This is a genomic window from Bacillus sp. SD127, from assembly GCF_058566445.1.
In genome coordinates this window covers 4100001-4118065 of the sequence record NZ_CP191226.1, presented here as the reverse complement: position 1 = coordinate 4118065, position 18065 = coordinate 4100001, and the positions used below count along the sequence as shown (strand labels likewise).

The 18065-nt window shown below is 46.2% G+C and carries 14 protein-coding genes, 6 tRNA genes and 4 rRNA genes (1 of these 24 only partly in view); 22 read left to right on the top strand and 2 right to left on the bottom strand.

The annotated features are described in order from the left end of the window. The first annotated feature begins 16 nt into the window (after window positions 1-16). The 11 genes from rplQ (at window position 17) to salA (ending at window position 8798) form a co-directional block, all read left to right on the top strand. Complete coding sequence (gene rplQ / locus ACQVGS_RS21290; protein ID WP_003225836.1) at window positions 17-379, top strand: 50S ribosomal protein L17; 363 nt, start codon at window positions 17-19, stop codon at window positions 377-379. A 129-nt stretch (window positions 380-508) separates the two neighbouring features. Then, a complete protein-coding gene (locus tag ACQVGS_RS21285) occupies window positions 509-1354 on the top strand; it encodes an energy-coupling factor ABC transporter ATP-binding protein (protein WP_095714783.1) in 846 nt (281 codons plus the stop codon). Beyond that, the gene (locus ACQVGS_RS21280) at window positions 1330-2199 is read left to right on the top strand and encodes an energy-coupling factor ABC transporter ATP-binding protein (protein ID WP_095714782.1); all 870 of its coding nucleotides are present in this window, start codon (window positions 1330-1332) and stop codon (window positions 2197-2199) included. Before ACQVGS_RS21285 ends, ACQVGS_RS21280 begins: the two co-directional genes overlap by 25 nt. Then, window positions 2196-2993, top strand: coding sequence for an energy-coupling factor transporter transmembrane component T family protein (locus tag ACQVGS_RS21275; protein ID WP_127696154.1), 798 nt, complete (start codon window positions 2196-2198; stop codon window positions 2991-2993). The genes ACQVGS_RS21280 and ACQVGS_RS21275 overlap by 4 nt, the downstream gene beginning before the upstream one ends. Window positions 2994-3002: 9 nt before the next feature. Beyond that, window positions 3003-3746: a tRNA pseudouridine(38-40) synthase TruA gene (truA, locus tag ACQVGS_RS21270; RefSeq protein WP_095714780.1), complete on the top strand. Its 744-nt coding sequence runs from the start codon at window positions 3003-3005 to the stop codon at window positions 3744-3746. Window positions 3747-3907: 161 nt separating this feature from the next. Next, window positions 3908-4345 carry a 50S ribosomal protein L13 gene (gene rplM, locus ACQVGS_RS21265; RefSeq protein WP_003241966.1) on the top strand — a complete coding sequence of 146 codons (438 nt, stop codon included), beginning with the start codon at window positions 3908-3910 and terminating at the stop codon, window positions 4343-4345. Window positions 4346-4365: 20 nt separating this feature from the next. Next, window positions 4366-4758, top strand: coding sequence for a 30S ribosomal protein S9 (rpsI, locus tag ACQVGS_RS21260; RefSeq protein ID WP_003225846.1), 393 nt, complete (start codon window positions 4366-4368; stop codon window positions 4756-4758). Window positions 4759-5439: 681 nt separating this feature from the next. Next, entirely contained in the window at window positions 5440-6207 is a 768-nt protein-coding gene (locus ACQVGS_RS21255) for a class I SAM-dependent methyltransferase (protein ID WP_101864932.1), read from the top strand. A 220-nt stretch (window positions 6208-6427) separates the two neighbouring features. Beyond that, window positions 6428-6871 carry a YbaK family protein gene (locus ACQVGS_RS21250; protein WP_044153396.1) on the top strand — a complete coding sequence of 148 codons (444 nt, stop codon included), beginning with the start codon at window positions 6428-6430 and terminating at the stop codon, window positions 6869-6871. A 59-nt stretch (window positions 6872-6930) separates the two neighbouring features. Then, window positions 6931-7644: an N-acetylmuramoyl-L-alanine amidase CwlD gene (gene cwlD, locus ACQVGS_RS21245; RefSeq protein ID WP_151174697.1), complete on the top strand. Its 714-nt coding sequence runs from the start codon at window positions 6931-6933 to the stop codon at window positions 7642-7644. Window positions 7645-7739: 95 nt separating this feature from the next. Next, a complete protein-coding gene (gene salA, locus ACQVGS_RS21240) occupies window positions 7740-8798 on the top strand; it encodes an iron-sulfur carrier protein/transcriptional regulator SalA (protein WP_127696151.1) in 1059 nt (352 codons plus the stop codon). Between the two features lie 36 nt (window positions 8799-8834). Here salA and gerD read toward each other — a convergent pair whose 3' ends face one another. Further along, window positions 8835-9392: a spore germination lipoprotein GerD gene (gene gerD / locus ACQVGS_RS21235; protein WP_010332792.1), complete on the bottom strand. Its 558-nt coding sequence runs from the start codon at window positions 9390-9392 to the stop codon at window positions 8835-8837. Window positions 9393-9501: 109 nt separating this feature from the next. Here gerD and kbaA point away from each other — a divergent pair, with 109 nt between their 5' ends. After that, a complete protein-coding gene (gene kbaA / locus ACQVGS_RS21230) occupies window positions 9502-10098 on the top strand; it encodes a KinB-signaling pathway activation protein (protein WP_044153392.1) in 597 nt (198 codons plus the stop codon). A gap of 1 nt (window position 10099) precedes the next feature. Here the strand turns inward: kbaA and pdaB are convergent, their stop codons facing one another. Further along, window positions 10100-10864, bottom strand: a complete 765-nt coding sequence (gene pdaB, locus ACQVGS_RS21225; RefSeq protein ID WP_101861377.1) for a polysaccharide deacetylase family sporulation protein PdaB — start codon at window positions 10862-10864, stop codon at window positions 10100-10102. A gap of 350 nt (window positions 10865-11214) precedes the next feature. Here pdaB and ACQVGS_RS21220 point away from each other — a divergent pair. From ACQVGS_RS21220 to ACQVGS_RS21175, 10 genes are all read left to right on the top strand, one after another. Beyond that, a 16S ribosomal RNA gene (locus ACQVGS_RS21220) occupies window positions 11215-12764 on the top strand. Between the two features lie 169 nt (window positions 12765-12933). Further along, window positions 12934-15861, top strand: a 23S ribosomal RNA gene (locus ACQVGS_RS21215). A 53-nt stretch (window positions 15862-15914) separates the two neighbouring features. Next, a 5S ribosomal RNA gene (rrf, locus tag ACQVGS_RS21210) occupies window positions 15915-16030 on the top strand. Between the two features lie 45 nt (window positions 16031-16075). Then, a tRNA-Asn gene (locus tag ACQVGS_RS21205) sits at window positions 16076-16150 on the top strand. Between the two features lie 2 nt (window positions 16151-16152). Beyond that, window positions 16153-16225 (top strand) — tRNA-Thr (locus tag ACQVGS_RS21200). Window positions 16226-16290: 65 nt separating this feature from the next. Further along, window positions 16291-16365 (top strand) — tRNA-Gly (locus ACQVGS_RS21195). Window positions 16366-16403: 38 nt separating this feature from the next. Beyond that, window positions 16404-16480, top strand: a tRNA-Arg gene (locus ACQVGS_RS21190). A 23-nt stretch (window positions 16481-16503) separates the two neighbouring features. Beyond that, a tRNA-Pro gene (locus ACQVGS_RS21185) sits at window positions 16504-16580 on the top strand. Between the two features lie 7 nt (window positions 16581-16587). Next, window positions 16588-16663: transfer RNA gene (locus ACQVGS_RS21180), tRNA-Ala, on the top strand. A gap of 175 nt (window positions 16664-16838) precedes the next feature. Next, window positions 16839-18065: ribosomal RNA gene (locus ACQVGS_RS21175) — 16S ribosomal RNA — on the top strand; it runs 323 nt beyond the window's last position. The 16S, 23S and 5S rRNA genes sit together here with 6 tRNA genes alongside, the layout of an rRNA operon.

Sequence of the window (18065 nt, the reverse complement as noted above, 5' to 3'; positions counted from 1 at the left end):
AAGGAGGGGACATCACATGTCATACAGAAAACTAGGACGTACGAGTGCACAGCGTAAGGCTATGCTTCGTGATCTTACAACTGATTTGATCATCAACGAAAGAATCGAAACAACTGAAACACGTGCGAAAGAACTTCGCTCTGTAGTTGAAAAAATGATCACGCTTGGCAAACGCGGTGATCTTCACGCTCGCCGTCAAGCTGCTGCATACATCCGCAACGAGGTTGCTAACGAAGAAAATAACCAAGATGCACTTCAAAAATTATTCTCTGACATTGCAACTCGTTACGAGGAGCGCCAAGGTGGATACACACGTATTATGAAGCTTGGTCCTCGCCGTGGTGACGGAGCACCAATGGCAATTATCGAATTGGTTTAATCACATATTTTTGTGTATCTAAAGAAGGGCGGGACAGTTTCTAACTGGATCTATGCCCTTTTTTTAGATACTGCAACTTTTTCAATAGAGAGACAAGCAGAGTATGAGCTGAGAGGAGGCCGGTTGTCCGTGAATCAAAATCAGTTGATATCGGTAGAGGATATCGTTTTTCGATATCGGAAAGACGCAGAAAGACGAGCACTAGATGGCGTCTCCCTGCAGGTGTATGAGGGTGAATGGCTTGCAATTGTAGGTCATAACGGTTCAGGGAAATCAACACTGGCCCGGGCATTGAATGGTTTAATCCTTCCTGAATCAGGCGACATAAAGGTTGCTGGAATTCAACTGACAGAGGAGTCAGTGTGGGAAGTGCGTAAGAAGATTGGAATGGTCTTTCAAAATCCGGATAACCAATTTGTCGGAACGACAGTTCGCGATGATGTGGCTTTTGGTTTAGAAAACAATGGTGTACCGCGGGAAGAAATGATTGAGAGAGTAGATTGGGCTGTCAAACAGGTCAACATGCAGGATTTTCTTGATCAAGAGCCGCACCATCTCTCCGGAGGCCAAAAGCAGAGAGTTGCGATAGCAGGGATTATTGCCGCACGTCCTGATATTATTATCTTAGATGAAGCAACATCCATGCTTGACCCGATCGGGCGAGAAGAAGTGCTTGAAACGGTAAGACATTTAAAAGAGCAAGGCATGGCAACTGTCATCTCGATTACACATGATCTGAATGAGGCAGCAAAAGCTGACAGAATCATTGTCATGAATGGCGGTAAGAAATATGCCGAGGGTACGCCTGAAGAAATTTTTAAATTGAATAAGGAACTTGTTCGAATCGGGCTTGATTTACCCTTCTCATTCCAGCTCAGCCAGCTCTTAAGAGAAAATGGACTGGCTTTGGAAGAAAATCATTTGACTCAGGAAGGGCTGGTGAACGAGCTATGGACATTACAATCAAAGATGTAGAGCATCGCTATCAGATAAAGACGCCGTTTGAGCGCCTTGCCCTGTATGATATCAATGCATCGATTAAGGAAGGCAGCTATGTGGCCGTAATAGGGCATACAGGCTCCGGTAAGTCCACTCTTCTTCAGCACCTGAATGGTCTCCTGAAGCCTACAAAGGGGCATATTTCATTAGGCAGTACTGTTATACAGGCAGGAAAAAAGAATAAAGAGCTTAAATCCCTCCGAAAAAAAGTCGGAATCGTTTTCCAATTCCCCGAACATCAATTATTCGAAGAAACAGTTCTTAAAGATATTTCATTTGGACCGATGAACTTTGGTGTGAAAAAGGAAGACGCTGAACAAAAAGCGAGAGAGATGCTGAAGCTTGTAGGTTTATCTGAAGAGCTTCTGGACAGATCACCTTTTGAATTAAGCGGAGGACAAATGCGCAGGGTTGCAATTGCCGGGGTGCTTGCGATGGATCCTGAAGTGCTTGTTCTCGATGAGCCGACAGCAGGGCTGGATCCAAGAGGGCGAAAAGAGATCATGGACATGTTTTATGAGCTCCACCAACGGGGAAACCTGACGACAATTCTTGTCACCCACAGCATGGAGGATGCGGCTGCCTATGCTGATGAAATGATCGTGATGCATAAAGGAACTATCCAGGCATCAGGCAGTCCGCGAGACTTGTTCTTAAAAGGGGAAGAAATGGCCGGCTGGGGGCTGGACCTTCCGGAAACGATTAAATTCCAAAGACAGCTGGAAGCCGCACTTGGTATCAAATTTAAAGAACCTCTGCTCACAATAGAAGATGCCGCTGCTGAAATCCGTGCTCTTTTTCAGGGGGGAAAAACCTTATGATGGACAGCATGATTATCGGCAAGTATGTGCCGGGTTCTTCGCTTGTGCACCGGCTTGATCCAAGAACAAAATTGGTTACGATCTTTTTGTTTGTCTGTATCGTTTTCCTGGCCAATAATGTGCAGACATATGCGGTGGTTGGTTTATTTACAGCAGGCGTTGTTTCCTTAACAAGAGTTCCTTTTTCCTTTTTGATGAAAGGGCTAAAGCCGATCATTTGGATTGTTCTTTTTACGTTCCTGCTTCATATTATCATGACACATGAAGGGCCGATCATTTTTGAACTTGGCTTTTTCAAGATCTATGAGGGCGGTTTGGTACAAGGGATCTTCATTTCCCTTAGGTTCGTCTATCTGATTTTAATGACAACTCTATTAACGCTGACAACAACACCTATTGAGATTACCGATGGGATGGAACAGCTGCTCAACCCATTTAAAAAATTGAAGCTTCCTGTTCATGAGCTGGCTCTTATGATGTCGATCTCTTTACGGTTTATCCCAACCTTGATGGAGGAGACAGATAAGATTATGAAGGCTCAGATGGCGAGAGGCGTTGATTTTACAAGCGGACCGCTTAAAGACAGAGTGAAGGCAATTGTGCCGCTGCTAGTCCCACTCTTTGTCAGTGCGTTTAAGCGTGCTGAAGAGCTTGCGGTTGCAATGGAAGCAAGAGGCTATCAAGGCGGAGAGGGACGCACTAAATACAGAAAGCTTGTATGGACGGCAAAGGATACTTCTGTCATCGTCAGCTTGTTCATATTGGCTGCTCTGTTATTTTTCTTAAGGGCTTAGAGGTGCTTTATGAGACTGAAATGCACGATTTCTTATGACGGACATTTGTTTAAAGGATATCAAGTACAGCCGGGTAAAAGAACGGTTCAGGATGAGCTGGAGAAGGCGCTGGCTGTCCTGCATAAGTCAAAAGACAGAATCCCGGTCGTTTCCTCTGGAAGGACGGACAGCGGGGTTCATGCAGCCGGACAGGTGATTCATTTTGATACACCGCTCTCTATTCCGGCTGAGAGATGGCCATATGCTTTAAATGCACTGCTTCCGGATGATATTGCAGTCAAAACGGCAGAAATTGCGGATGATGGGTTCCATGCACGATTTAGCGCAGTTAAAAAGGAATATCGCTACTTTGTATACACGGAGAAACACCCGGACGTATTTAAACGGCATTACGCTTACCATTTTTCATATCGCCTCAATGTGCAGAACATGAGAGAAGCGGCAAAGCATCTTGTAGGAACACATGATTTTACAAGCTTTTGTGCGGCTAAAACGGAAGTGCAGGACAAAGTGAGAACGATTTACGAACTCGATTGGACTGAGACTGATGACGGCCTGCAAATGCGGATCACAGGCAGCGGTTTCCTATATAATATGGTCAGAATTATTGCAGGTACTTTGCTGGATGCAGGTATTGGAAAAATTTCTCCTGATGATGTGAAATCCATGCTGGAAGCGAAGGACCGCGAAGCAGCAGGGCGCACAGCACCGGGACACGGACTGTACTTATGGAACGTTTACTATGACAACTAAACCAGGTGTATAATATTTTCTTGACAGAGTCTGCATAAAGTTATAAGATATCATATGGTATGTATTTCAACCCCACGATAAGCCCCGGAACTTATTGTGTTGTGAAATAGAACGTAATCGAAGTTTATTGAAAATGACAGATCATTTAGGAGGGAAATTCAATGCGTACAACACCTATGGCTAACGCAAGTACTATTGAACGCAAGTGGTTAGTTGTTGATGCTGCTGGCAAGACTTTAGGTCGTCTTTCTTCAGAAGTTGCAGCTATCCTTCGCGGAAAACACAAACCAACTTACACACCACACGTTGATACTGGAGATCATGTGATCATCATCAACGCTGAAAAAATCGAGTTAACTGGTAAAAAGTTAACTGACAAAATCTACTACCGTCACACTCAACATCCAGGCGGATTAAAATCAAGAACTGCTCTTGAAATGCGTACAAACTACCCTGAGAAAATGCTTGAGCTTGCTATCAAAGGCATGCTTCCAAAAGGTTCTCTAGGTCGTCAAATGTTCAAAAAATTGAACGTATACCGTGGTTCTGAGCATCCACATGAAGCACAAAAACCTGAAGTTTACGAACTTCGCGGTTAATTAAAAAGGAGGTTACCAATTTGGCACAGGTTCAATATTACGGTACTGGCCGTCGTAAAAGCTCTGTAGCGCGTGTGCGCTTAGTTCCAGGAGAAGGTCGTATCGTCGTTAATAATCGTGAAATCAGCGAGCACATCCCATCTCCAGCTCTAATCGAAGATATCAAACAACCATTAACTTTGACTGAAACAGCTGGCACTTATGATGTTTTAGTAAACGTACATGGAGGCGGCTTATCTGGTCAAGCTGGAGCAATCCGTCATGGTATCGCTCGTGCTTTGCTTGAAGCAGATCCAGAATACCGTGCAACACTTAAACGTGCAGGTCTTCTGACTCGTGACGCTCGTATGAAAGAACGTAAAAAATACGGTCTTAAAGGCGCTCGTCGTGCACCTCAGTTCTCAAAACGTTAATTTTACGTTTCAAAGCTCTCAACCATGGGTTGGGGGCTTTTTTTATTTTCTTTTAAGAATTAAAGCAGAAGCGATTAAACAGGCATCCTTTTTTTGCTTTATAAAACGATCGTCTTTAAATGCCGGTCTTTCTCACAAGGTTTCGAATAGTTTAACCTCCGCTCCAGCACAAAATATGTCACCTTTCAATTCAATGCTTCAATGATCTATCTTGAGCCCCTGTAAATTCAAGCGCATGCTATTCTATGACTGGTGTATCTGCATCTAGATAAATAGAGCGCATCTGCGTGCTCCATTCAAACGTCCTTTGCAAATGGCATACGCATTTATTCGCTAAAATGGTTTGTTATCACAAATTGAAGGATTTTCAACTCGTTTTTGGAAACACGGAACCGTTCAAATACCAATTCGCATCGCAGAAAGAAACGTCTAGTGCTGAAGTGAGTCTTACATAAGTGTTCAAATGCCATAGGGCAATGAAAAGCGTAATGCCGGCATCAAGTGCTTTGTCATTAATTTGATTTGAAAAAGTGATATTATAATCACTAGCAATAAAATCACATATCTCCTTTGTTAATTTATTGCGGTTTTATGAATTTTTTTCCGAATATGCAAAGGGAAAGCGGTATCAATCTAGAAATATTTGTTATACTCTAAACATTAAAGTAAGGAGAACGATTCATGAATGCGTTAGTAGATCATAATAGCAAAGCCTGGGATCAAAAAGTAGAGACAGGCAATGAATGGACTGTTGCTGTAGAGCGGCATGTCATTGAACAAGCGAAAAAAGGGAATTGGGATATAAGGTTAACACCTATTAAAAATGTGCCAAAGGATTGGTTTCCTCCTGTAAAAGGCTTGAAGGTGCTTTGTTTGGCTTCAGGAGGCGGACAGCAGGCCCCGGTTTTAGCGGCAGCCGGAGCGGATGTCACCGTCTTAGATAACTCAGAACAGCAGCTGGGACAGGACAGAATGGTTGCTGATCGCGACGGCTTGACCATACGCACCGTGAAAGGAAGTATGGATGATCTCAGTCAATTTGAAGATGAATCATTTGATTTCATCGTACATCCAGTTGCCAATGTTTTTGTTGAAGATATCCTGCCGGTTTGGAAAGAGGCGCACCGCGTGCTGAAAAGAAATGGCGTTTTAATTTCAGGATTTGTTAATCCAGTTGTTTTTCTGTTTGACATTGAATTAGAAGAGCAGGGCGTTTTAAAAGTAAAGCACTCTATTCCATACGCCGACTCAGAAGATCTTCCAAAACATAAGGTGAAAAACCTGATTGAAAATAATGAAGCTCTGGAATTCGGGCATTCCTTAGAAGACCAAATTAAGGGACAGCTCGATGCCGGTTTTATTGTCACTGGTTTTTATGAAGATAAAGGCGGTTTTGTATTGGATCAATACATTAATACATATTCTGCAACAAGAAGCATTAAAGTATGAAGGCAGCGACCTATTAGAGGGAGCTGCCTTTTATTATTGTGCTGCCTCTGCTTTTGTGAACAAACATACGTTCCCCACCCCGCGGAAAGCTGCTTTTTTTACACTCTTTTTAATATGTTCAAGTTATCGACACCTTCATTTGGGCGAATTTCCAACCGAATTTGGGCATGGTTTCACCTCCCAAACCTCAAAATAATCGGTAAAAGGAGAGTGAATTTGTATGGCAGAGGTACTGTCTTTTATGGATGTGAAACGCCAAAAGGATTTTGAATTAGAAAAAAACTTGCTCAAAGAACTCTCACTTAGACAAATCATTCAGTCTGTAAAGGCATGTCTTACTCCATTATTTCCATTTTTGCAGGATGAAAGGGACGTTATTAGTGAAGGCTGTATTGATTTTGCGATAGAAGCTTATTTGTTAGGCGGGCGTTTCGGGGTTTTCGGGTATTATGGAGAATCTATGCAAAGTGTTAGTGCCCGCTCTGCAAGGGAAGAAGAAGAGCTTCGTATGGAGTTTTTTGAATACCTTTATCATTGGACACATGAGCAATACGCAACGTTTGATAAAAACACAGTTTATGAAGCTGCACGAAAATTCATCAAAGACTGGTGGACAGAAGGGTTTGTCCAAAGAGAAAAACAATGTAAGCTTCGCATGCGTTAATCATATTTCCCGACCCTGTCCCATACTTATGTAATAACGGACAAGCGGGAGGGGAAGGGATGAGGAAAAAGCTTAAATGGCTCAGTTTTATGCTAGGCTTCATCGTATTACTGTTTCTATTCAAGTATCAATTCAGCAATAACGATTCTTGGAATCCGTGGAGTCTGCCTTTGAGCGGGAAAATTATTTATCTTGATCCAGGTCATGGCGGGCCTGATGGAGGGGCAGTGGGCGGCAAGCTGTTAGAGAAGGATATAACTCTGGAAGTGGCTTTCAGAGTCAGGGATTATCTTCAGGAACAAGGGGCCTTAGTGATTATGACTAGAGAAAGTGACACCGATCTAGCTCCTGAAGGGACAAGAGGCTATAGTAAACGAAAAGCGGAAGACTTAAGACAGCGAGTGAACTTAATTAACAATTCAGAGGCTGAGCTCTACCTTAGCATTCATCTTAATGCGATCCCGTCACAAAAATGGAGCGGAGCCCAAAGCTTTTATTACGGAAAATACGAGGAAAACGAGAAAATTGCAAAATACATTCAGGATGAGTTGAGAACAAACCTGGAGAATACAACCCGAAAAGCAAAGAGAATTCATGGTATTTACTTAATGCAAAACGTCACAAAACCAGGTGCGCTTGTGGAAGTCGGTTTTTTATCCAATCCTGGAGAAGCAAAGATGCTGGGGAAACCGAAATATCAGGACAAAGTGGCATCTTCCATATATAAAGGAATATTGAGATACATTACAGAAAAAGGCGACCCTCCGGAGTAAAGGAGGGTTTTCTCATGGTTCTAAGCAAAAGACACCTGCTGTTTATGTATGATATAATAATGTTTGTAAACGAATACACAAAAGGGTGAGGTTCGATGATAAGAGAAGATGAAGTAAGAAAACTAGTCGGTGAAATGCGCGAACCTTTTCTTCAAAGACCTCTGGGAGAATTGGATGCCGTTAAGGAAGTAAAAATAAAGCCTGAAAAACGGCATGTCAGTGTAAAAGTGGCTCTTGCAAAAACCGGAACAGCAGAACAAATGCAGGTTCAGCAAGAAATCGTAAATGTCTTAAAAGGGGCAGGCGCTGAGACGGTAGGCCTTCGATTTGAAGAGCTGCCTGAAGAAACAGTTGCGAAATTTCGGGCGCCGTCAACAGAGAACAAAACATTGTTAAATATGGATAACCCGCCGGTTTTCCTTGCTGTAGCGAGCGGAAAAGGCGGAGTAGGCAAATCAACTGTGTCAGTGAACCTTGCTATTTCTCTGGCTCGGCTTGGGAAAAAGGTCGGTTTAATTGACGCGGATATCTACGGCTTTAGTGTGCCGGATATGATGGGCATTACAGTGCGTCCAACAATTGAAGGAGACAAACTGCTTCCTGTTGAACGCTTCGGTGTAAAGGTCATGTCGATGGGTTTCTTCGTTGAAGAAAATGCTCCTGTCGTCTGGAGAGGGCCAATGCTGGGCAAGATGCTCAACAACTTTTTCCACGAAGTAGAATGGGGAGAAGTAGACTATATCGTTCTCGATCTTCCGCCTGGAACAGGGGACGTCGCACTTGATGTACATACGATGCTTCCGAGCAGTAAAGAAATTATCGTATCAACGCCGCACCCGACTGCAGCCTTTGTTGCGGCCAGAGCAGGGTCTATGGCTATTAAAACAGATCATGAGGTCGTTGGCGTCATAGAGAACATGGCTTATTATGAAAGTGCAAAGACCGGGGAAAGAGAATATGTCTTTGGCAAAGGCGGCGGAGATAAACTTGCTGAGGAGCTTAAAGTGCCTTTGCTCGGCAGAATACCGTTAAAACAGCCTGATTGGGATAAAGACCAATTTGCTCCGTCTGTTTATGACGAAAGCCATTCAATCGGTGAAATATATCATGACATTGCAAAAAAAGTCGTTGAAAAAATGGAAGTGCAAATATAAAAAGGCGAACCGGGATTTTTTGATCCCGGCTTCCCTTTACTCACCTTCTTTAGCGGTTTCTGCTGCTGCTTTTTTCAGCTCATCTTCGAACTGTTTTTTGTAAAGCGGACTAGAAAGTGTCTCGGTAATTACTTGTTCTAAATAACTGCGGAATTCTTGGCTTTTTGCCAGTTCGCTGTATTTTTTATTCATTCCCGGGTCCTGCATAACACTCATCAGCATTTTCTGGTAATCCGGATCCTTCATCAGCTTTTTAATTACTTTTTCATGCTCTGTTTGAAGGGTTTTAGCAAAGCTTTCCGCAAATTCAGTGTCTTCAAAGATGTTTTTCCAAAAATCCGCACCTTTTTTAGAGGTGAGTGTTTTTTCTATTGTTCCTTTAATGGCATCCTGATCAATCACCAGTGCTTCATTCATCGCATCATCGTTTAATAATTCCTTAATTGCTTTCTTTCCATCATCTGTTTTTAATATATCAACAACCATTTTTTTGGTCTGATCATAATCCATATCCGCTGCTTGGTCTTTTGGAGCGCAAGCTGTTACAGATAATATCAAAAAACAGCCCATCAATAGCGTTTTGGCTTTTGACATGCTTAAGCTCCTTTCACATACTTATCTTACTTTTAATATGATTCATCCGGTTGGAATTATACATAACAAAATATCGCGATCTGCGATTTTTGAGGGGTTGAATAAAGAAATGAAAAGCCGTGGCTTAGTTCGTTTTTTCTTTTCTATTTTAGCTGTCGGAGCGGTTGTCACAAGTGTTGTGGGTTTTGCTTTAAAATGGGGGGGATATAAGGAGCTGTTTCTGAATTTTGAAGCGGGCCAGATTTTCTCTGTTTTATTTTGGTTTATCGGTGTCGGCATGATTTTTAGTGTCATCAGTCAAATGGGTTTTTTCGTGTTTTTAACAGTTCACCGGTTTGCACTCGAAATATTAAGATCTTCATCATTATGGAATTTATTGCAGCTGTTTTTCATCCTGTTTGTCGCTTTTGATTTAATGTACGTGCGGTTTTTATTTTTCGGAGATAGAGGAGAGTCAATGGCTGGCTATGCTTGGCTGCCGTTATTTTTATTGATCTTCGGTTTGCTTACCGCTTATATAAAACAAAAGCAGTCCTCAAAGAAAACGTTTGTGTCATCTTTATTTTTAATGGTTGTGATCACTGCATTGGAATGGTTTCCTGCGCTCAGAGTAAATGATGAGGACTGGCTTTACTTAATGCTCTTTCCGTTAATGGCGTGTAATGCTTTTCAATTGCTGATGCTGCCGAAGTTTGCAGCGAAATAATTTATTTTACTTCGGCGGATTTAGCATCTGTGTTTGCAATGAGATCTCCCACATTGACATTTTTTAAACCTTTTTCTCTCATATGATGGATAATCTCAGGCAGGGCCTCTTCTGTTTGTTTAGCTGAGTCTGAGGCGTGTAAAAGAATAATGTCTCCTCCTGAAACTTGACGGTTTACATTATCGACGATTTTTTCAACGCCTGGATTCGTCCAGTCATGGGAGTTCACACTATAGTGAACGACTGTATAGTTATACTGCTTTGCGATTGATAGGACATTTTTATTGAACTGACCGGTAGGAGGTCTTAGGAGCCGTATGTCTTTGATTCCTAATTTTTCAAAGGCAGTCCGCGCACGGTTAATGTCCTTTTTTATTTCACTATCCTCTAGATTGGCATAGTTTTTATAAGCATAACCCATACTTCCTATTTGATGGCCGTCCTTTACAATGCGAGCCACCGTGTCCGGGTGGCGCTCGGCCCAAGAAGCGGAAAGAAAAAACGTCGCGTTTTTGATGCCGTTGGTTTTCAGGGTATTAAGAATAGGCTCGGCTTTCTCATCGCCCCAGCTGATATCAAAGGTAAGAGCAATGTCTTTTGAATCTGTTTCTCCTTTATAAATGGCTTTCGGTCCGCTGTCAGTCGAAAACACAGGGAGCGGGACAGCTCTTTGGATATAAAAAAAGCTGGCTGCAGCAAATGCGGCGATAAGTATAATGATAAATTGTTTAACGCGTTTTATGTGCCACACATAGAAGTGATTCACTGATGATGCCTCCTTATCTTGTCCATCTTTCTTGTGTTACATCTTATGTGCCTGGCCAAACGAATATAACTGATAAAAAGTCTCTTTAAAACAGATTAAATTAGTTATTGACCATTTGATAATATCCGTGTTATATTATTATTCGTCGCTGATGAACAGCTGACAACAAATAAAAGCTTCATTAACCTTTTAAAAAGGTGTTGACTTAAAAGAAGCTGGATGTTATAGTAATAAAGCTGCTTCGTTAAGCGGCATAAATGATCTTTGAAAACTAAACAAGACAAAACGTACCTGTTAATTCAAGTTTTAATATAAATCGCACAGCGATGTGCGTAGTCAGTCAAACTACTTTATCGGAGAGTTTGATCCTGGCTCAGGACGAACGCTGGCGGCGTGCCTAATACATGCAAGTCGAGCGGACAGATGGGAGCTTGCTCCCTGATGTTAGCGGCGGACGGGTGAGTAACACGTGGGTAACCTGCCTGTAAGACTGGGATAACTCCGGGAAACCGGGGCTAATACCGGATGCTTGTTTGAACCGCATGGTTCAAACATAAAAGGTGGCTTCGGCTACCACTTACAGATGGACCCGCGGCGCATTAGCTAGTTGGTGAGGTAATGGCTCACCAAGGCAACGATGCGTAGCCGACCTGAGAGGGTGATCGGCCACACTGGGACTGAGACACGGCCCAGACTCCTACGGGAGGCAGCAGTAGGGAATCTTCCGCAATGGACGAAAGTCTGACGGAGCAACGCCGCGTGAGTGATGAAGGTTTTCGGATCGTAAAGCTCTGTTGTTAGGGAAGAACAAGTACCGTTCGAATAGGACGGTACCTTGACGGTACCTAACCAGAAAGCCACGGCTAACTACGTGCCAGCAGCCGCGGTAATACGTAGGTGGCAAGCGTTGTCCGGAATTATTGGGCGTAAAGGGCTCGCAGGCGGTTCCTTAAGTCTGATGTGAAAGCCCCCGGCTCAACCGGGGAGGGTCATTGGAAACTGGGGAACTTGAGTGCAGAAGAGGAGAGTGGAATTCCACGTGTAGCGGTGAAATGCGTAGAGATGTGGAGGAACACCAGTGGCGAAGGCGACTCTCTGGTCTGTAACTGACGCTGAGGAGCGAAAGCGTGGGGAGCGAACAGGATTAGATACCCTGGTAGTCCACGCCGTAAACGATGAGTGCTAAGTGTTAGGGGGTTTCCGCCCCTTAGTGCTGCAGCTAACGCATTAAGCACTCCGCCTGGGGAGTACGGTCGCAAGACTGAAACTCAAAGGAATTGACGGGGGCCCGCACAAGCGGTGGAGCATGTGGTTTAATTCGAAGCAACGCGAAGAACCTTACCAGGTCTTGACATCCTCTGACAATCCTAGAGATAGGACGTCCCCTTCGGGGGCAGAGTGACAGGTGGTGCATGGTTGTCGTCAGCTCGTGTCGTGAGATGTTGGGTTAAGTCCCGCAACGAGCGCAACCCTTGATCTTAGTTGCCAGCATTCAGTTGGGCACTCTAAGGTGACTGCCGGTGACAAACCGGAGGAAGGTGGGGATGACGTCAAATCATCATGCCCCTTATGACCTGGGCTACACACGTGCTACAATGGACAGAACAAAGGGCAGCGAAACCGCGAGGTTAAGCCAATCCCACAAATCTGTTCTCAGTTCGGATCGCAGTCTGCAACTCGACTGCGTGAAGCTGGAATCGCTAGTAATCGCGGATCAGCATGCCGCGGTGAATACGTTCCCGGGCCTTGTACACACCGCCCGTCACACCACGAGAGTTTGTAACACCCGAAGTCGGTGAGGTAACCTTTATGGAGCCAGCCGCCGAAGGTGGGACAGATGATTGGGGTGAAGTCGTAACAAGGTAGCCGTATCGGAAGGTGCGGCTGGATCACCTCCTTTCTAAGGATATTTACGGAATATAAGACCTTGGGTCTTATAAACAGAACGTTCCCTGTCTTGTTTAGTTTTGAAGGATCATTCCTTCGAAACGTGTTCTTTGAAAACTAGATAACAGTAGACATCACATTCAATTAGTAACACAAGATATCACATAGTGATTCTTTTTAACGGTTAAGTTAGAAAGGGCGCACGGTGGATGCCTTGGCACTAGGAGCCGATGAAGGACGGGACGAACACCGATATGCTTCGGGGAGCTGTAAGCAAGCTTTGATCCGGAGATTTCCGAATGGGGAAACCCACCACTCGTAATGGAGTGGTATCCATATCTGAATTCATAGGATATGAGAAGGCAGACCCGGGGAACTGAAACATCTAAGTACCCGGAGGAAGAGAAAGCAAATGCGATTCCCTGAGTAGCGGCGAGCGAAACGGGATTAGCCCAAACCAAGAGGCTTGCCTCTTGGGGTTGTAGGACACTCTATACGGAGTTACAAAGGAACGAGGTAGATGAAGAGGTCTGGAAAGGCCCGCCATAGGAGGTAACAGCCCTGTAGTCAAAACTTCGTTCTCTCCAGAGTGGATCCTGAGTACGGCGGAACACGTGAAATTCCGTCGGAATCCGGGAGGACCATCTCCCAAGGCTAAATACTCCCTAGTGACCGATAGTGAACCAGTACCGTGAGGGAAAGGTGAAAAGCACCCCGGAAGGGGAGTGAAAGAGATCCTGAAACCGTGTGCCTACAAGTAGTCAGAGCCCGTTAATGGGTGATGGCGTGCCTTTTGTAGAATGAACCGGCGAGTTACGATCCCGTGCAAGGTTAAGCAGAAGATGCGGAGCCGCAGCGAAAGCGAGTCTGAATAGGGCGCATGAGTACGTGGTCGTAGACCCGAAACCAGGTGATCTACCCATGTCCAGGGTGAAGTTCAGGTAACACTGAATGGAGGCCCGAACCCACGCACGTTGAAAAGTGCGGGGATGAGGTGTGGGTAGGGGTGAAATGCCAATCGAACCTGGAGATAGCTGGTTCTCTCCGAAATAGCTTTAGGGCTAGCCTCAAGGTAAGAGTCTTGGAGGTAGAGCACTGATTGGACTAGGGGCCCCTACCGGGTTACCGAATTCAGTCAAACTCCGAATGCCAATGACTTATCCTTGGGAGTCAGACTGCGAGTGATAAGATCCGTAGTCGAAAGGGAAACAGCCCAGACCGCCAGCTAAGGTCCCAAAGTATACGTTAAGTGGAAAAGGATGTGGAGTTGCTTAGACAACCAGGATGTTGGCTTAGAAGCAGCCACCATTTAAAGAGTGCGTAATAGCTCACTGGTCGAGTGACTCTGCGCCGAAAATGTACCGGGGCTAAACGTATCACCGAAGCTGCGGACTGTTCTTCGAACAGTGGTAGGAGAGCGTTCTAAGGGCTGTGAAGCCAGACCGGAAGGACTGGTGGAGCGCTTAGAAGTGAGAATGCCGGTATGAGTAGCGAAAGAGGGGTGAGAATCCCCTCCACCGAATGCCTAAGGTTTCCTGAGGAAGGCTCGTCCGCTCAGGGTTAGTCGGGACCTAAGCCGAGGCCGAAAGGCGTAGGCGATGGACAACAGGTTGATATTCCTGTACCACCTCCTCACCATTTGAGCAATGGGGGGACGCAGGAGGATAGGGTAAGCGCGGTATTGGATATCCGCGTCCAAGCAGTTAGGCTGGGAAATAGGCAAATCCGTTTCCCATAAGGCTGAGCTGTGATGGCGAGCGAAATTTAGTAGCGAAGTTCCTGATTCCACACTGCCAAGAAAAGCCTCTAGCGAGGTGAGAGGTGCCCGTACCGCAAACCGACACAGGTAGGCGAGGAGAGAATCCTAAGGTGATCGAGAGAACTCTCGTTAAGGAACTCGGCAAAATGACCCCGTAACTTCGGGAGAAGGGGTGCTCTGTTAGGGTGCAAGCCCGAGAGAGCCGCAGTGAATAGGCCCAGGCGACTGTTTAGCAAAAACACAGGTCTCTGCGAAGCCGTAAGGCGAAGTATAGGGGCTGACGCCTGCCCGGTGCTGGAAGGTTAAGAGGAGCGCTTAGCGTAAGCGAAGGTGCGAATTGAAGCCCCAGTAAACGGCGGCCGTAACTATAACGGTCCTAAGGTAGCGAAATTCCTTGTCGGGTAAGTTCCGACCCGCACGAAAGGCGCAACGATCTGGGCACTGTCTCAACGAGAGACTCGGTGAAATTATAGTACCTGTGAAGATGCAGGTTACCCGCGACAGGACGGAAAGACCCCGTGGAGCTTTACTGCAGCCTGATATTGAATGTTGGTACAGCTTGTACAGGATAGGTAGGAGCCTTGGAAACCGGAGCGCCAGCTTCGGTGGAGGCATCGGTGGGATACTACCCTGGCTGTATTGACCTTCTAACCCGCCGCCCTTATCGGGCGGGGAGACAGTGTCAGGTGGGCAGTTTGACTGGGGCGGTCGCCTCCTAAAAGGTAACGGAGGCGCCCAAAGGTTCCCTCAGAATGGTTGGAAATCATTCGCAGAGTGTAAAGGCACAAGGGAGCTTGACTGCGAGACCTACAAGTCGAGCAGGGACGAAAGTCGGGCTTAGTGATCCGGTGGTTCCGCATGGAAGGGCCATCGCTCAACGGATAAAAGCTACCCCGGGGATAACAGGCTTATCTCCCCCAAGAGTCCACATCGACGGGGAGGTTTGGCACCTCGATGTCGGCTCATCGCATCCTGGGGCTGTAGTCGGTCCCAAGGGTTGGGCTGTTCGCCCATTAAAGCGGTACGCGAGCTGGGTTCAGAACGTCGTGAGACAGTTCGGTCCCTATCCGTCGCGGGCGCAGGAAATTTGAGAGGAGCTGTCCTTAGTACGAGAGGACCGGGATGGACGCACCGCTGGTGTACCAGTTGTTCTGCCAAGGGCATCGCTGGGTAGCTATGTGCGGACGGGATAAGTGCTGAAAGCATCTAAGCATGAAGCCCCCCTCAAGATGAGATTTCCCATTCCGCAAGGAAGTAAGATCCCTGAAAGATGATCAGGTTGATAGGTCTGAGGTGGAAGTGTGGCGACACATGGAGCTGACAGATACTAATCGATCGAGGACTTAACCTAATTTCTAATGATGTCACACCTGTTATCTAGTTTTGAGAGAACACTCTCAATTGTTTGGTGGCGATAGCGAAGAGGTCACACCCGTTCCCATGCCGAACACGGAAGTTAAGCTCTTCAGCGCCGATGGTAGTCGGGGGTTTCCCCCTGTGAGAGTAGGACGCCGCCAAGCAGTTTTATCTATTTCTACCATGTTTGTTTATGAAGCTTATATCATTCCGCAGTAGCTCAGTGGTAGAGCTATCGGCTGTTAACCGATCGGTCGTAGGTTCGAATCCTACCTGCGGAGCCATTGCTTCCATAGCTCAGCAGGTAGAGCACTTCCATGGTAAGGAAGAGGTCAGCGGTTCGAGCCCGCTTGGAAGCTTTATTTAAATGCATTACTCTTACCAAGGTTTCTCAAAAAGGAGAAAGCTTTTTTTATTGCGATATGCGGAAGTAGTTCAGTGGTAGAACACCACCTTGCCAAGGTGGGGGTCGCGGGTTCGAATCCCGTCTTCCGCTCCATTTTTTCATCCCAACGGGATGTTGATACAAGTGAAAATGCGCCCGTAGCTCAATTGGATAGAGCGTTTGACTACGGATCAAAAGGTTAGGGGTTCGACTCCTCTCGGGCGCGCCATATATTTTATCAATATGGGAAATCGGGAAGTAGCTCAGCTTGGTAGAGCACATGGTTTGGGACCATGGGGTCGCAGGTTCGAATCCTGTCTTCCCGACCATTTTTACGGGGCCTTAGCTCAGCTGGGAGAGCGCCTGCTTTGCACGCAGGAGGTCAGCGGTTCGATCCCGCTAGGCTCCACCAAAAAAAGATTTAAAAAATGTTGTTGACTTTGAAAAAGCGACATTGTATACTAATAAAGTTGCTTTAACAAAGCGGTAACAAAATGATCTTTGAAAACTAAACAAGACAAAACGTACCTGTTAATTCAAGTTTTAATATAAATCGCACAGCAATGTGCGTAGTCAGTCAAACTACTTTATCGGAGAGTTTGATCCTGGCTCAGGACGAACGCTGGCGGCGTGCCTAATACATGCAAGTCGAGCGGACAGATGGGAGCTTGCTCCCTGATGTTAGCGGCGGACGGGTGAGTAACACGTGGGTAACCTGCCTGTAAGACTGGGATAACTCCGGGAAACCGGGGCTAATACCGGATGCTTGTTTGAACCGCATGGTTCAAACATAAAAGGTGGCTTCGGCTACCACTTACAGATGGACCCGCGGCGCATTAGCTAGTTGGTGAGGTAATGGCTCACCAAGGCAACGATGCGTAGCCGACCTGAGAGGGTGATCGGCCACACTGGGACTGAGACACGGCCCAGACTCCTACGGGAGGCAGCAGTAGGGAATCTTCCGCAATGGACGAAAGTCTGACGGAGCAACGCCGCGTGAGTGATGAAGGTTTTCGGATCGTAAAGCTCTGTTGTTAGGGAAGAACAAGTACCGTTCGAATAGGGCGGTACCTTGACGGTACTTAACCAGAAAGCCACGGCTAACTACGTGCCAGCAGCCGCGGTAATACGTAGGTGGCAAGCGTTGTCCGGAATTATTGGGCGTAAAGGGCTCGCAGGCGGTTCCTTAAGTCTGATGTGAAAGCCCCCGGCTCAACCGGGGAGGGTCATTGGAAACTGGGGAACTTGAGTGCAGAAGAGGAGAGTGGAATTCCACGTGTAGCGGTGAAATGCGTAGAGATGTGGAGGAACACCAGTGGCGAAGGCGACTCTCTGGTCTGTAACTGACGCTGAGGAGCGAAAGCGTGGGGAGCGAACAGGATTAGATACCCTGGTAGTCCACGCCGTAAACGATGAGTGCTAAGTGTTAGGGGGTTTCCGCCCCTTAGTGCTGCAGCTAACGCATTAAGCACTCCGCCTGGGGAGTACGGTCGCAAGACTGAAACTCAAAGGAATTGACGGGGGCCCGCACAAGCGGTGGAGCATGTGGTTTAATTCGAAGCAACGCGAAGAACCTTACCAGGTCTTGACATCCTCTGACAATCCTAGAGATAGGACGTCCCCTTCGGGGGCAGAGTGACAGGTGGTGCATGGTTGTCGTCAGCTCGTGTCGTGAGATGTTGGGTTAAGTCCCGCAACGAGCGCAACCCTTGATCTTAGTTGCCAGCATTCAGTTGGGCACTCTAAGGTGACTGCCGGTGACAAACCGGAGGAAGGTGGGGATGACGTCAAATCATCATGCCCCTTATGACCTG